The sequence below is a fragment of the Emcibacter sp. genome (assembly GCF_048269205.1).
Lineage (GTDB): Bacteria > Pseudomonadota > Alphaproteobacteria > Sphingomonadales > Emcibacteraceae > Emcibacter.
Genome location: NZ_JBLXJC010000001.1, coordinates 989829 through 1005230, shown reverse-complemented (window position 1 = coordinate 1005230; position 15402 = coordinate 989829). Strand labels below are relative to the sequence as shown.

10 protein-coding genes are annotated in these 15402 nt (G+C 52.2%); 7 read left to right on the top strand and 3 right to left on the bottom strand.

Translation table 11 applies throughout. The features are described 5' to 3' along the window. Positions 1 to 26 precede the first annotated feature (26 nt). Positions 27 to 2795: an XrtA/PEP-CTERM system TPR-repeat protein PrsT gene (prsT, locus tag ACN0YD_RS04655; RefSeq protein WP_417317483.1), complete on the bottom strand. Its 2769-nt coding sequence runs from the start codon at positions 2793 to 2795 to the stop codon at positions 27 to 29. A gap of 195 nt (positions 2796 to 2990) precedes the next feature. After that, complete coding sequence (locus ACN0YD_RS04650; RefSeq protein WP_417317482.1) at positions 2991 to 3773, bottom strand: PEP-CTERM/exosortase system-associated acyltransferase; 783 nt, start codon at positions 3771 to 3773, stop codon at positions 2991 to 2993. 220 nt (positions 3774 to 3993) lie between these two features. Between ACN0YD_RS04650 and ACN0YD_RS04645 the strand changes: the two genes are divergently transcribed. Next, positions 3994 to 4662 (top strand): hypothetical protein, encoded by a 669-nt coding sequence (locus tag ACN0YD_RS04645; RefSeq protein ID WP_417317481.1) that lies wholly within the window; start codon positions 3994 to 3996, stop codon positions 4660 to 4662. 19 nt (positions 4663 to 4681) lie between these two features. On the opposite strand, the gene cobA is transcribed toward ACN0YD_RS04645, so the two are convergent. Beyond that, positions 4682 to 5527, bottom strand: a complete 846-nt coding sequence (gene cobA / locus ACN0YD_RS04640; protein ID WP_417317480.1) for a uroporphyrinogen-III C-methyltransferase — start codon at positions 5525 to 5527, stop codon at positions 4682 to 4684. 165 nt (positions 5528 to 5692) lie between these two features. On the opposite strand from cobA, the gene ACN0YD_RS04635 reads away from it, so the two are divergent. The 6 genes from ACN0YD_RS04635 (at position 5693) to ACN0YD_RS04610 (ending at position 15400) form a co-directional block, all read left to right on the top strand. Then, complete coding sequence (locus tag ACN0YD_RS04635; protein ID WP_417317479.1) at positions 5693 to 7123, top strand: mannose-1-phosphate guanylyltransferase/mannose-6-phosphate isomerase; 1431 nt, start codon at positions 5693 to 5695, stop codon at positions 7121 to 7123. A 254-nt stretch (positions 7124 to 7377) separates the two neighbouring features. Continuing rightward, positions 7378 to 10116: a hypothetical protein gene (locus ACN0YD_RS04630; RefSeq protein WP_417317478.1), complete on the top strand. Its 2739-nt coding sequence runs from the start codon at positions 7378 to 7380 to the stop codon at positions 10114 to 10116. 31 nt (positions 10117 to 10147) lie between these two features. Further along, on the top strand, positions 10148 to 12031 hold the full coding sequence (locus ACN0YD_RS04625) for a protein containing Six-hairpin glycosidase-like domain protein (RefSeq protein WP_417317477.1): 1884 nt from the start codon (positions 10148 to 10150) through the stop codon (positions 12029 to 12031). Between the two features lie 29 nt (positions 12032 to 12060). Then, complete coding sequence (locus tag ACN0YD_RS04620; protein ID WP_417317476.1) at positions 12061 to 13518, top strand: glycosyl transferase family protein; 1458 nt, start codon at positions 12061 to 12063, stop codon at positions 13516 to 13518. Beyond that, a complete protein-coding gene (locus ACN0YD_RS04615; protein WP_417317475.1) occupies positions 13502 to 14848 on the top strand; it encodes an NfrA family protein in 1347 nt (448 codons plus the stop codon). Before ACN0YD_RS04620 ends, ACN0YD_RS04615 begins: the two co-directional genes overlap by 17 nt. 66 nt (positions 14849 to 14914) lie before the next feature. Continuing rightward, on the top strand, positions 14915 to 15400 hold the full coding sequence (locus ACN0YD_RS04610) for a DUF2059 domain-containing protein (protein WP_417317474.1): 486 nt from the start codon (positions 14915 to 14917) through the stop codon (positions 15398 to 15400). Positions 15401 to 15402: the final 2 nt, after the last annotated feature.

Sequence of the window (15402 nt, the reverse complement as noted above, 5' to 3'; positions counted from 1 at the left end):
CACATTTCATTTATTTGTATGTCAGATTACTTCTCGATATTTTCCAACAACTCCATCGCCTCGATCTGGCCGTTGAAAATTCTGCCGTCGGCCTTGATATTCCTAAGAATTTCGAGAGCACGGTCGCGATCCCCTGACTGATGATAGGCCTGTGCCAAATGATACTTTATCTCCAGATTCTGCGGAGCCAGATCTGCAGCTTTCTGCAATTGCCTGACCGCCTCTTCGAACTTCCTCGCCTGAATGAGAATCTGTCCGTCCGTATCCAGAATATCCGGATTAAGCGGCGCCAGTTCCCGGGCCCGAGAAATAACCTTCCGGGCCTCATCCACCTGTCCCTGCTTCATACGGGACCAGGCGAGGTTGTTGAGAAGTGTCAGGTTGTCGGAATTCTGTTCGAGTAACTGGGTGTAATATCCCGCGGCGTCAGCATATTTCTCATCCAAAAGGTAAACATCTGCCAATAACCACCTGACCAAACTATCATTTTTATTCTCCTTCAGCCAGCTATTCATCAGTTTTTCTGCTTCGCCATATCGCGAAACAGCCATATAGGCATGGGACAGGTCGCGGACCAGATTGGAATTCTGGTTCTGTTCATAGGCCGCTTCAAAATATAGAATCGCTCTGCCAAAATCACGGCGCGCCATATTGATACGTCCGCGCAGTTCCAGAATTTCATAATCGCGGGACACCTCATCAACAAACTCGGCAAGTATGGCATCCGCCCCCGCCCAGTCCCCGGTTGCTGCCTTGACCTTGGCCTTATAGACCAGTGCCTTGCGGCCGTTAGGCAGCATGGCCAGCATCTCGTCGGCAACCCCATCAAGAGCTTCCCAATTCTGGGCCTGGTCATAGGCATTCGCAAGAAACGCCAGCGGTGCCAGATTGTCAGGTACTTCCTCCCTGAGCCTTTCGAATGTCATGATGGCCGCCACCGTCTGGTTCAGCGACAGCTCGGCAAGCCCCTTGACTTCAAGCAGAAGCGCATTGGACGGGTGAAGGGAAATTACTTTCCTGGCCACCTCAAGTGCCTTGTCCGGCTCGTTGCGCAGCAAATGATAACGAGCCATTTCCACCGCAACATTCGCTGAATTGGGGTTTTTATCATAAGCCTGGAAGAGATAATCATCGGCCTTGACCATGTTGCCGTTTTCCTTTTCCAGGTCATAGAGCGACAACAGCCCGTATTCATTTCCGGGGTTGAGTTTGACAAATTTCCTCAACACTTCTCCGGCCTTGTCCTTGTTATCGTCCTGGAAATATTTGTTGGCCATAACAATTGCAGCAGCAGTATGTCCGGGGTGTGTTTCAAGAATTTTTCCGAAAACCTCATAGGCTTTTGCCATGTCACCCGTGTTCATTTTCACATACCCGATACATGTGGCAGCATTGACATCATCGGGCTTTTGGGCGTGAAGCTTCTCACAGATATCCAGTGCCTCATCATATCTTTTCAGCGCAAGCATATTTCTGGCAAGGCGCATCTGGGCGATATAGGCATCGGACACCCCTCCCAGGGATATCTGCATATCCTTGATACCACTCTCCACATCACCGGAAAGGACCTTGAGCATACCCAGTTGGGCCTGGCTTGTCGGCTGATCCTTGTTTTTCTCGAGGGATTTTTCCAGATAGAGCCTCGCCTCTTCAATCCTGCCCCGCTTGAGCTCGATACTGGCAAGCAGATTCAGCAGATTGGTATCATCCACATTCTCGGCAAGGGCGTCTTTCAGAGCCTCACTGGCCTCATCTGTCTTGTTCAGCTTGATCAGAACCTGGGCAAGCAGTTTTCGGGATTGCAGGTCATTGGGAACCCGGTCCGTATATTTCATGATATGAGTATAGGCCTGTTCATAATCCTCCAGGGCATAACTGGACAGAGCGCTAATAAACAGAGCACGTGGTTCACTCGGATTGACTTCCAGCACCTTGCTGGAATATGTCCGGGCAGCTTCATAATCTTTGGCCGACATGGCCCGCAGCGCAGATACATAGTTTACCAGCGGATGATGAGGATATCTCTGCCTGAACTGCTTGAGGCGGACATCCGCCTGGTCCATTTTGCCCAGAAGCACCTGTGTCCAGGCAAGATAAAACTGGTTAGCCACGATATAGGGATATTTATCGGACAATTTCGAATATATTTTTTCGGCTTCTTCCACCTTGTTTGTTACCCAAAGGTGGTTTGCCTTAAGCTGCAACAAGAGCCTGTCGTCAGGTACAACCGCCTGGGCCTTGGCAAGATATTCCTCAACCTTGTCATAGTCGCGCAGGATGGAATAGATCTCCGCCCTTTTGACAAGCGCCATAATATTTTCGGGCGCCAGTTCCAGAACCTTGTCATATTGCGCGGCGGCTTCCGTCAGACGAAATTTCCCAAACAGAGCCTGGCCGATCAGGTTCCGTTTGGTAATCTGCTCCAGAAGGCTATCGTCCTGTTCGAGTGTGATCTTCTCCAGTACTTCGTCAAAATTACGCTGCAACAGCCATGACCGGGCAAGATGCGGAAGAACCAAATCTTCCGGCTTGCCGGCATTCATCGCTTTTTTCAGTTCGATTTCCGCCGCCGAGCCATTTTCCATTTCCAGCAGGACCTGCCCCAGCTGAAATCTCGCTTCCGCGTTGTCCGGATAGTCGCGGAGCGCATTTTTCAGTTCAATCACCGCAGCATTCATATTGCCGCTGTATTGCTGCTCGACTGCCCGCTGCATTCTTTCCTCGAGCGTCAGGTCGTCAGTTGCATCGCAAGCGGACAATAGCAACCCCACGGAAAGCACGGCCGCAATGGCCATTTTTCCGACTCCGGAATGGTTTCTCTTTGACTTGAATGGGAGTGGACTCGACATATTACCCCTTCTCCTGATCGCATAGTTTTACCCGAATGCACCCGTTTACCGGCACATTCATGGTTTGTGACTGGTCAGTTTGAATAGTAATATGACCGGGAGGTCTTGCAAAGGCGTTAATTTACCCGCCCGAAGTATGGATTATTTGTCACCGGTATAGGGATAGAGGGTGCCACACTCAGTAACCACGTTCCAGATTTCCGGGCGTTCCTCATAAATGCCGTTCAGCAGGCTATCCACGTCACTGTAATGTGTCCGGCGACGACCATGATACTCGATGATCGGCCCTATGGGTTTAAAATGAATACCCAGCTTGCGCAGCAGGCGCTGCAATGCGGGTTCCATTACCACCGCCCAGTGGGTGATATTGTTTTCAATGCTCATTTTGACAATGGCCTTCATAAGACCCAGGGTGATATGCGGAATAACACGCTGTGATTCTGCCTTGCCGGCATCTTCCTCTATGCCGGGAATGTGGGTATCATAATGACGCTGGCGAAATTTCTTGGAGACAGAAAAGCGTGAAATCTCAGCCGTCCGCCCTCGCGGAAGGCCATCCTCACCAAGCTCGCGAAGCTCTTCAGAGATCGTCAGTGCGGGAATTTCACGACCACCGCTCAGTTCCTCAGGAAGAATGATACGTACGGTGCCCGCAATACTTCCGGAACCCTTGTGCATCAAAAGGCTGGCGACGGACTGGCTGTCGTATATGTCCGTTTCCATCCCGTTTTCGAAATCATCCTTATTTTCGAAACCGGTTTCCAGACAATAAACCTGATAACGGAGACGATATGTCTCCTCCAGAATTTCCGGACTGTCAGCCGGCAGCACATCGAAAAGTTCCTTATAGACTTTTACCAGATGTGCATCATCCTTCTGAAGCTGCGAAGGCATGGCGGAGGCAATTGTATTTTGCGACTGCATATCGTCAATCAACCTGTTGTAGCATTGTGAATCGGGGAAACCCGGTTCCTCAACTCGATTCTGCCTCCAAATAGTTTAGAGGATGTTAAAGAACTTGAGTTTCACAGAATTTTACGAAAAATTTAATGAAATGGGTATATTGAACTCTATGAAACCAGATGAATTATTGTAGAATAAATGCAATTTTTCGTTGTAGAGAAAATAACGCCCAAAAAAACAAATGAACAGAGCAAAGACGATAAATATAGTCCGTTTTGCGATCTCGCTGTTGGCGGCATGCCTGTGGCCGGGACTTCTTTTTGCTGTTGTTCTGGACGAATCCAGCAGGCCCACGGCCCCGTCAACCGGGGATTCCCTGCTGGCTGGTTCATATCAGATGCAGAGCGAGAATCTGGAAAACGGTCATTTCTTCCAGTTGTCCGTGAACGGCAAAAACATGGTCAGGAGTACACAGCAGTTTAACCTGGCAGGGGACACAACTGCTTCCCGCGGCATCAACAACTTGCCGTCCCGGCAGGAAATATCCCTCTCCGACAGCAGCCTGTTCGAACAGAATATCGGCGCTTTTCTGGAAAACCTGAATGACTCACCTGCCCTGAAAACCATATATTTCAATTCACAGCAGCTCAAATTCACCGTCCAGAGCACGATTGCCAACGAGTTCGGCGACTTTCTCAATGACGACATGCCACTCGACAAACGCCTGTTCATGGACAACTCGGACAGGCTTGTCGGCACTTCAGCCATCTCAAGAGAAGTGAATTATTCCGGCAGCAGGCCCCTGTTCGACCAGGTTATGGAAAGCCTGCAGTCTCTCGGCGCGATTATCATTCTGTTTTTCGCCCTGATCTACCTTGCCTTCAGATATGTACTGAACAAATATGTTTGATATGCTCCGGTGACTTTGATTAAGTCCGGCTTCCCTGGGGGCGTATTCCGGAAACATCAGCAGACAATTTCTTCCCGGCCAAAGCGCCAAGCCAGTCCAGTCCCTTACGCAATTTCACCACTTCACCCACAACGATCATTGCAGGAGCCTCTATATTTTCCCGCCGGACATCGTCTGCACATCGATCGAGCGTGGTGACGACCACTTTCTGTTCGGCCGTTGTCGCCCGGCTGATAATGGCCACAGGTTCATCGGCAGGCCTTCCTGATTCCAGGAATTTCTCCGCAATCAGCCCAATTCGGCTTAGAGCCATATAGATAACGACTACCGGTGACGACTTTGCAAGGGCTTCCCAGTCAATATCCTTGGCCAGTCCGCCATCGGCGCCATGTCCGGTCAGAAAAGTCACAGCCGAATTGGTGTGTCTGTCGGTCAATGGAATACCGGCATAGGCCAGCCCGCCGACACCGGCGGTAATTCCCGGAATGATACGAAAGAAGATATCGTTTTCCACCAGGTGGCGCGCTTCCTCGCCTCCGCGTCCGAATACCAGCGGATCCCCGCCCTTCAGACGCAGTATCTTTTTGCCTTCACGGGCGAGACTGACCAGATGTTCTGAAATATCCTGTTGCCGGGAAGACGGCTGACCGCCTCTTTTACCGGCAAAATCCAGCCTCGCATGCTCCCCGGCCATGGCAAGGATTTCGGGACTGACAAGGGCATCATATACAATAACGTCCGCCTGCTGCAGGCCCTTCAGGGTTAATAGCGACATCAGACCAGGGTCACCGGGACCAGCACCGGCCAGCCAGACCTGCCCTGGCTCCATATCCGGCAACTTGCTCAACAGGGCATTTATATCCATACCAACCTCATGTTTTAAACAACAATGTCATATAGATTCACTTAAAAAAAGAAAAGTATGGATTTGTTCACCATATTTTCACTCATTTGGTAGTATAAGCTGTCAAATCAACTGATTAAGGCCAAAAACAACAGTGATTGAGGCCGAAAGTAAACGGAGGACAATATGCCGTCTCGTAAGATCAGCCCTGTTATTCTGTCCGGTGGGTCAGGAACCAGACTCTGGCCGCTGTCCAGGGCATTATACCCGAAACAGCTGCTGCCCCTGGTCGGTGAAAGTACAATGATTCAGGATACCGTGAAACGCGTATCCGATAAGAGTATATTTAATGAACCGTTGATTATTGCCAATGAAGAGCACCGGTTCATCGTTGCCGAGCAACTGCGCCAGATCGGAATGGATAACCCGAGGATCATTCTCGAGCCGGAAGGCCGGAATACAGCACCTGCCGCCGCGCTGGCTGCGCTCTTTCTGGAAAAGGAAGATCCTACCGGATTGATGCTGATCATGCCCTCTGATCATGTGATTGCTGACAGACCCGCATTCATCAGGGCCATCGAACGCGCCTTGCCGGCAGTGACTGAAAGTCACGCCCTCAGCACTTTCGGCATTATCCCGACTGCTCCTGAAACAGGATACGGCTATATCAGAAAAGGCAAGGAATACGAGACCTGCCCGGGTTGTCATCAGGTAGCCGAATTCAAGGAAAAACCTGATGTTTCCACGGCACGTTCTTATCTAAAAAGCGAGGAATACCTCTGGAACAGCGGTATTTTCCTGTTCCCGGTACGGACATTCCTGGAAATTCTGGGCAATGTCGAACCTGAAATGCTCGAAGCCTGCCGTGCTGCGTTTGCCGGACTTGAAAAAGATCTGTGCTTCCTGCGCCCGGACAAGGAAAGCTTCCTCAGCAGCCCCTCGGATTCCATTGACTATGCTGTTATGGAGAAGGCTGAAAATGTTGCCGTCGTGCCGGTGGAAATGGGCTGGAACGACATTGGATGCTGGGCCGCCCTCTGGGATGTACAGCACAAGGACAGGGACGGCAATGTCTGTCAGGGAGATGTTATCGCCCAGGGCAGTCGCAACTGTCTTCTCAAATCCGAAGGTCCGGCCATTGCGGCCATCGGCCTCGAGGATATTGTGGCGGTCGCTACTGACGACGCCATCCTGATCAGCCACAAAGACAGGACGCAGGAAGTCAAGGACGTGGTTTCCCACCTGGCCCGGGAAGGTCGGGAGGAGCATATTTCCCATACTGTGGTCTATCGTCCCTGGGGTTCCTACCAGACTTCCGATTTCGGAGACCGTTTCCAGGTCAAGAGATTGACTGTAAACCCCGGTCAGACACTGTCCCTGCAGAAGCACCACCACCGTGCGGAACACTGGATTGTTGTGCAGGGTCGTGCCGAAGTAACCGTAGAGAACGAAGTCAGGATGTTGAATGAAAATGAATCCTGCTACATTCCCGTTGGTTCTGTTCATCGGCTTTCGAATCCGGGTAAAATTCCCCTGCATATTATCGAAGTACAGTCAGGCTCCTATCTTGGCGAGGATGATATCGTCAGATTTGAGGATACATACGGCCGCGGCTAGGCTCATTTTATCTCAAAGGTAACCTGTTATTGCCTTTGACTTATTGAGTTCCGCGTCAAAGCAGACGATAGAGAAGATATAACGGGGTAGATTACGCCTGAGTCGTATCCTGTCGGTTTTACTGGCAAAAACGGCCTTAAGCGTTTATTTACCCTGTTTTTTATTGTTCCGTTAACAATGTTGGTAGTACAACATATTAGATTTTTATTATATTTTTATTTATAGAGTACCATGTCTCTTGCGGATTGAAGTGGATGGAATTTAAACTTAAGATATTGGCGGCCGTAGGGACAGTTGCGCTGGGCACCTGGATCTATACCGATTTTATCGACAGCGATTCCACTCGCAAGGTGGTACAGGAACAGGCTGAGCCTTTCCTTATTGTCGAGGATGGTGCCTTTGACAAGACCATCGACAACCTGCTGAAGGCACCGGGAGAAAAAGACAGCGACCCCATCGCCCAAATCGGTGAGGACGGCACTGTCAAAGAAATCCGCAAATCTTCCCTGACCCCCCAGGGCCCGGCCTTCAACAAACCGGTGCCCTCACCGGTTATTCCGGACAAACGGCCAGAGACACTCCAGCCCATAACAGCAGATGACGCCCTGGCAGCAGCCATTGATGGCTCCGAGGAGTCCCTGCGCCTGCTCCAGGATTATTTTGATGAAACAGCTGGCATTCCTGGTGAGATCAGCGAACGGACTTCCAGCCTGCTGGAGGCCCTCGGCAAGATGCCGCTGGAGAACGAGCCCTTGCAGGAAGCCGCCAGGCGCATCATTGACGCCGCGGCAAGGTCTGCCTCGTCAGCCTATACAATGCCGTTTAGCTCGGGTTCGGATTTCGGACTTGCAGCAGGCGACTACGGATGGGACTTTGGTCCGGACGGCAAGACGCCTCACCGGGGTTTCCTCAGGATCGGACCGAAAAGCGACCTTGTTGGCGGAAAGGGCCTTATTGCCCTTGAAGCGAGCAGCGAAAATGATTTTATCAAGGACGGCATTCTCAATGTGAGCGAGTTCGGCACCACAGATGTGGAGGCCGGCACCTATCGCCTCCATGTGGTGACAACCTCCCTGCCCTCCGGCGGCAGGCTCGCCTGGCCTTTCGGACGCAAATTCGGTTTCAATGGCAATGAGCTCAGGATGGTGGATGCCAGCACCGGTGGGAGTGATCGACACGCCAGACTGACTTCCGGCGGCATTGCCCTGGAGGGTGACACCGATGATACGGCAGGCGACGCACCACTTGTGCCGGTCCAGGCAACCGAGGGAGGTGAACCACAGGGCTGGCTCATGACGTCCCTGATCCGGACCAAAGGGGAAGCCCTGAACCTCTCCTTCGAAAAGCTTGGCAACGAGGAAACCTACATTGTTGGTATCGTTATCAGTCCGACCGATCTGACGGATCTTGAGGAAAAGCTCAACGAGCAGCTTCTTGCATTTCTCAATGATATCGCGCCGGCCGCCGGGGCGCGAGGGCCCACCGGACCGTTCGGCAATGATTTTACGGCCAGAACCCTCAGCCAGTTCTTCACCAATCCCAATACCCGTTCCGGCCTTGGCCCCAACGCCGGACCGGTTGATGCTTTCGGCGGCGGAGGCGGTGGTTTAGTCGTAGCGGATACAGACTCGGATAACGATACCGATACGGATACGGACACAGACACGGATACCGACACGGACACGGATACCGACACAGATACAGACACGGATACCGACACGGATACCGATACGGACACGGATGCCGACACGGATACGGACACAGACACAGACACAGACACAGACACAGACACAGACACAGACACAGACACAGACACGGATACCGACACGGATACGGATACGGATACCGATACGGACACAGACACAGATACCGATACCGATACAGATACCGATACGGATACAGACACAGATACGGACACCGATACCGATACAGACACAGACACAGACACAGACACAGACACAGACACAGACACGGACACGGACACGGACACGGACACGGACACAGATACGGATACGGACACGGACACAGACACAGACACGGACACAGACACGGACACAGACACGGACACGGATACCGACACGGATACGGATACGGATACCGATACGGACACAGACACAGATACCGATACCGATACCGATACCGATACAGATACAGATACCGATACGGACACAGACACAGATACCGATACCGATACCGATACCGATACAGATACAGATACCGATACGGATACAGACACAGATACGGACACCGATACCGATACAGACACAGACACAGACACAGACACAGACACAGACACAGACACAGATACCGATACGGATACAGACACGGATACCGACACAGATACGGATACGGATACGGATACGGATACCGACACCGATACGGACACAGATACCGATACGGACACAGACACGGATACGGACACGGACACGGATACGGATACGGATACGGATACGGACACAGACACGGATACCGACACAGATACCGATACGGACACGGATACGGATACGGACACCGATACCGATACCGATACCGATACGGATACAGACACGGATACCGATACGGACACAGACACGGATACCGACACGGATACCGATGATGATGAACTGGTGGCAGATGCCGGGGAAGATCAGACCATTGGTCTGGGCGAGGACTTTGACCTGGACGGCTGCGGATCGACATTCAATGATGTATCCATCTGCGAACTCATTGATTTAGACTCATTGTTTGATATTCGCTGGATTTTGAATGGCGATGAGCTCAACATTGGTGACAGCAATAACCCGTTGATCTTGTCTGATGTCATTGCGGACAACCCATCTCTGTTTATGGGCACTGGAACTTTTGAAATCATTCTCAACATCATCTATGATGGATTGCTGACCGAAACCGATGAGATGATCCTCCGTATTATCGGGATTTCTTTGCCACCTGTGCTGCCGCTGGCTATTATCGGGCTGATGCTGATTATCCGACGTAAATACCGGCCAAGATAAGCAAAAGAGAATTCACTTCTCCGGGGGAGTCATGAGAAAAACCCTTTCTGCCGTTACAATTCTTGTTGCTGGTCTTGTCATTTTTCTGCTGTTTTCCGGTAAGGAAACAACACCGGAAGAACCCTTCCCCGGCGCGAACCTGTTGTTTAAAGAAATCAGGCTCGCTCTACAGACTGGAAAAGAGAAAGAGCACTTCAACAAGCTTCCACCGCTGGAGCGATATGATCCCGGGGTTTCCCATCTTTACATCACGCTATTTCAGGCTGGCCAGAAGCCGCTGCGCTGGGGAACCCGGCGGGACAATCTGGCTGCCAGCCTGAGACGGATCACGGAGAAAATCCGCGCCCATCCCCGCTTTCGTGATTTTGACATGGCAGATCCGTCCCGGACCCGGATCATGCTGGAATATCTGACCCATCGGCAGCCGATTGAGGACACCTCCCTGCTTGGCACACGCCGTAAAGATCAATACAGGTTCGAACCCGGCATCACCGGTGTGCATTTCAGTTATCAGAATCGGGACTATTATTACCTGCCGACGGAAGCCTATACCCGGAGCCATATGTCTCTCAACCAGGTCTATGACTATCTGAGCCGGCGCCTCGGTTTTGACGACAGATCACGGCGCAAGCGGATCAATCGCGTAAAAGAAAGCATTTCCGGTGTAGAACTGATCGAAAGCCGGGCCTTTGTCAGCTATGAAGACAAGGTCCTGGCCCTCTATCGCGGATATCCCGATCCTTATCCTGTGGGTAAGGATCGTATCCAAAGTACTTTTCTTGCCGGCGTGGACTGGATGCTCGGCAACATGAAACCCGATGGCCGGTTTCTCTATTTTTATGACGGCCAGGCCGACAGTTCCGACGATTTCCAACACCCACGTAATCCGGACTATTATAATATCCTGCGCCACAGCGGCGGCACCATTACGCTGCTATGGGCCTATAAAAGAACAGGGGAACAGAAATATCTGGACGCAGCCCGGCGCTCCATCGAATTCCTTTTGCACCAGACCCGCACCCGCAATATGGATGGCGAAACAGGTCGATATGTCTTCTTCAACAGGAAAAGCAAGCTCGGCGGCGAAGGCATCGGCCTCACTGCTTTAATGCGCTATTATGAGTTGAGCGGCGACGGCCGCTTCCTTGAAGCTGCTCACCAGATGGCCCGGCATCTAGTGTCCCGGATTGAAGTGTCCGGAGAGTTCATGACCTATTATATCCATTTCAGATTTAATGACGGCAAGCCTCTTCTGACTATCCCGGAGAAAGACCGGAAAGAACTTTTCTCTTTTTACTACCCCGGAGAAGCCCTGATGGGCCTCGCGCTGTATGAAAAATACGCCCCCCTGTCGGACGAACGACGCGCAGAGATACGGGCGCAATCCCGAAAGGCCCTGGATTTTCTGATATACGAGCGGCCCAAAAAATACCCGGATCAGTTCCTGCCTCTTCCCGCAGATGGCTGGCTGATGCAGGCGATCGAGGAATGGTGGGCTCGTCCAGACATGCGTAACCAGGACTATGCGGATTATGTCTATGCAGATGCCCGCAAGATGATCGACCATATGTATCTGGAGAAAAACGCCCTTTACAAAGATTATGTAGGTCATTTCTTCTATACCCACGGCGATCACGCTTATCCGGATGGCGCCCGGGCCGAGGGACTTTTGTCCGCCTATTTCCTGGCAAAGATGCAGGGTCGCAGCGACGATATCGCCTATTTTCGGCATTATAACAGAAAAGTGGCCAGAGCCCTTCTGCAGACCTATAACAGCCCTGAATCCGTTTATTTCGCCCCGAACCCGGACCGGCTTGCGGGCTCCTTCCGTTTCAAACTGACCCGACAGTGGGTGCGGGTGGATTCCGTCCAGCATACCGCCTGCTTTTTTGCAAGACTCTATCCAGAGTTGTAATATTCTAGTTTAGATTGTATATTGCCTTCATGAGTGAGGGGGAACTTGTCTTTTTTGCGATCAGCTTTTTGCTTGTCCTGAAGCTGTTTATCTATCCGGTGGCCGGACTTGTCCTGGTCAGCGGGCTGGATGACCTGTTTATCGACCTGCTTTATATAAGCCGCTATCTGTGGCGCAAATTCTATACCTATCAGCGTCATCCGGCTATGCGTGATACGGAGCTGTCGGTCCGGCCGGAGCGACATTTTGCCATACTTGTTCCCTGCTGGCAGGAAGCCGCCGTCATCAGCGCAATGCTGGAAAATACCATCAGGAGCTATGAGTATGAAAAATACCATATCTTCATCGGCCTCTACCTCAACGATCCGGAGAGCCGCACGGAAGTACAGCAGGTTTCCCGGCAACACGAACATGTGCATGCCTGCCTGCTGCCCCATGACGGGCCAACCAACAAGGCAGACTGCCTGAACGTGATCCTCGCCCGGATCTGGCAGTTCGAGAAGCAAGCCGGTTTCCAGTTCACCGGGTTCGTCCTGCATGATGCGGAAGACATTGTACATCCTCTTGAACTGAAACTTTTCAATCATCTGATTGACCGCAAGGATATGATCCAGCTGCCGGTTATCCCTCTGGAAAGACCGCTATGGAACCTGACCGGCGGCCACTATCAGGACGAGTTCGCCGAAAACCATGCCAAGGAACTGGTCATGCGCGAGACCCTGACCGGCCTCGTTCCCTGCGCCGGTGTCGGATGTGCCTTCAGCCGCCGGGCCTTCCTGAAACTTCTGAGGCAGGGAGAGGTCTTCCGGCCGGGCAGCCTGACCGAAGACTATGATCTGGCACTCCGGCTCGCAAGCCTGGGATGTCGCGAAATATTTGTCCGCTTTCCCCTTTCCGCAAATAGTCCATATTCCGATATCATTGCCACCCGGGAATATTTCCCGGACAGAATTCCGGATGTGATCCGGCAAAAATCCCGCTGGCTGATCGGCATCGTCTTTCAGGCCTGGCGTCGACAGAAATGGCCGGGATCACCGGCCTTCCAGTATGGTCTACTGCGGGACAGGAAAGGCTTTTTTACTGCCTGGCTTGGCATGGCGGCCTATATCCTGCTGTTTGGACTGGTGTTCTATTGGGCGCTTACCGTGACACTTTTCAGGGATTATGACATGCCCCCCCTGGTCAGACCGGGCGAGCCACTGGAACATATGCTGTGGATCAATATGTGCCTGCTTCTCAACCGCACCCTGCACCGTATGCATTTCTGTTTTTCACTCTATGGGCCGGCCTCTGCTCTATTGTCGCTGCCCCGTCAGGTTTGGGGCAACGTCCTCAACTTTCTGGCCGGTTTCAGGGCCTTTCGGCTCTACAGCTTTCATCTGCTGACCGGTCGACCCCTTGCCTGGGACAAGACCGTACATGAATTTCCCGGGCCGGAGGATCTTGAGCCAAATACCGGGGAAGTTCCCCATGTCCACCAGGCTTAAATACCTTGCTCTTCTGACGGCGGCCGGGTCGGCCTGTATCCTTGTGTTCTCCTTTGTCTGGTCTTCCGGCTTCTTCCGCCGGGAGCGGGACTGGTATTATGCCTATCCCTATCGTATTGAAAACAGACAAAGTGCGCAGAACACAGTCTTTATCCCCCCTGTGCCTGTCGCCATCCAGCAAAATATCTCCTTTTCTCCCGGGCAGGATATCAAGAGGGCCGACCTTCTACCGCAACATGGAAAGTCCATAGAGCCAATGCATACCGCCCCTTTACCCGTCCCGCCGGATAAGAAACCCCTGCCTTCCCGGCCCGACATGCCTGAGGCGTTCACAAATCATATCGATCCAACCTCGCCACCGGTCCTGGACTGGTACGTCCATGCGGAAAAAGGATACCGTTTTCTCGCCGGCGGGGATCACGTCCGGGCGAGCGAACAATTTGAAAAAGCCATAATGCTCAACCCTGGCCACACGGACCTGAAACTGCAGCTCGCCTACAGTTACCTTCACCTCCATCAGAATAAGCGGGCGGCAAACTGGCTTGCCGCGACCATCAGGGATCAGGCGCCGGATCCTTCTTTTTCCCTGAGACGACAACTTGAGGAACTGAATAACCGATGGTCTGCCGACAGCTATCTGGTCTATCGGGACCAGAAAGAAGACTATGGTCCGCTGACGGGCCCGAACCTGGTCCAGTCCCAGGCTGGTGCCGAACTCGCCTGGCAACCACCGGATATTGGATACAACAATGGCCGTAAGCTCGCCATATACGGCAGACTGCTGTGGGCGCTGGAGGACAAAAGCCTCAAATTCCGTGATACAAGCTATCAGGGCGGGATCGGCATTCGCTATAAGCCGCTCTCCCGGCATAACCTTGTCCTGTCCGTCGAGAGATTGCTTGAAGTGGGTAGCTTCGCCCGCAATGACTGGATGCTGCGGGCCGGCTACTCCCTGGACCACCGGACCGACTGGCAGCCGGAAAAGGCATGGTGGAGCGGCAGCCTCTATCTGGATACAGCCCTGATCCGCCCTGATGACCCGGATATTTTCCTGACCTTTCAGGCCCGGGGCGGCCATGCCATTGGACTGTCTGAAAATCTTGTGCTTCGCCCGGACAGTGTAATCCATGCAACCTGGCAAAAAGACCGCTTCCGGGAAGCCCATCTTGTGGAAGGCGGCCCGGGTCTGACGCTCAGATATTATTTCAATGATACCCCGACCGAAGCCTGGCGCAGCCACCTTGAGCTTTCGCTGGACTATAGATTTCGGCTTGCCGGCAACAGTCTGGGCAAAAGCGGGCCCGTGGTCAGTCTGCTATTTCACTTTTAAATGGCACAGACTACGCTACAATGCAGAACGAAAACACCTTCAACTCAGACAATTCGGGAGCTTCCCATGCGTATTCTCACCGCCCTGTCTTTCATTCTGTTTGCTTTTCCGGCTCTTGCAGACGAGACCACTGAAAAGCAGAAACTGGTTGTCGAGATCATGAAAGAATCTCGAATGACGGAAACCATGAACAAAAGCCTGTTTGCCGTCGGTGAGCAACTGAAGACCAACCTGCAAAATCTCCAGGGCAAACTTTCTGATGAGAAAGTCGCCATTTTTCAGGAAGTCTTCGAAGAGGAAATGAACAAAGTCACCAACCGGACCGCTGCCTTTAGCGCCGGTTTCATAGTTGAAAACTACACCCTTGAGGACCTCAAGGTTATGCTGGAATTCTACAAGTCCCCAACCGGCAAAAAAAGCATGGCCCTGATGCCTAAAATGATGATGCAAACCCAACAGTTCATGCAATCGATCCTGCCCGGCACCATGACCAATATTCAGCAGAAACTGCAGACCCGCTTTGATGAGGCGGATGCGAAGAATCCGAGCTGACA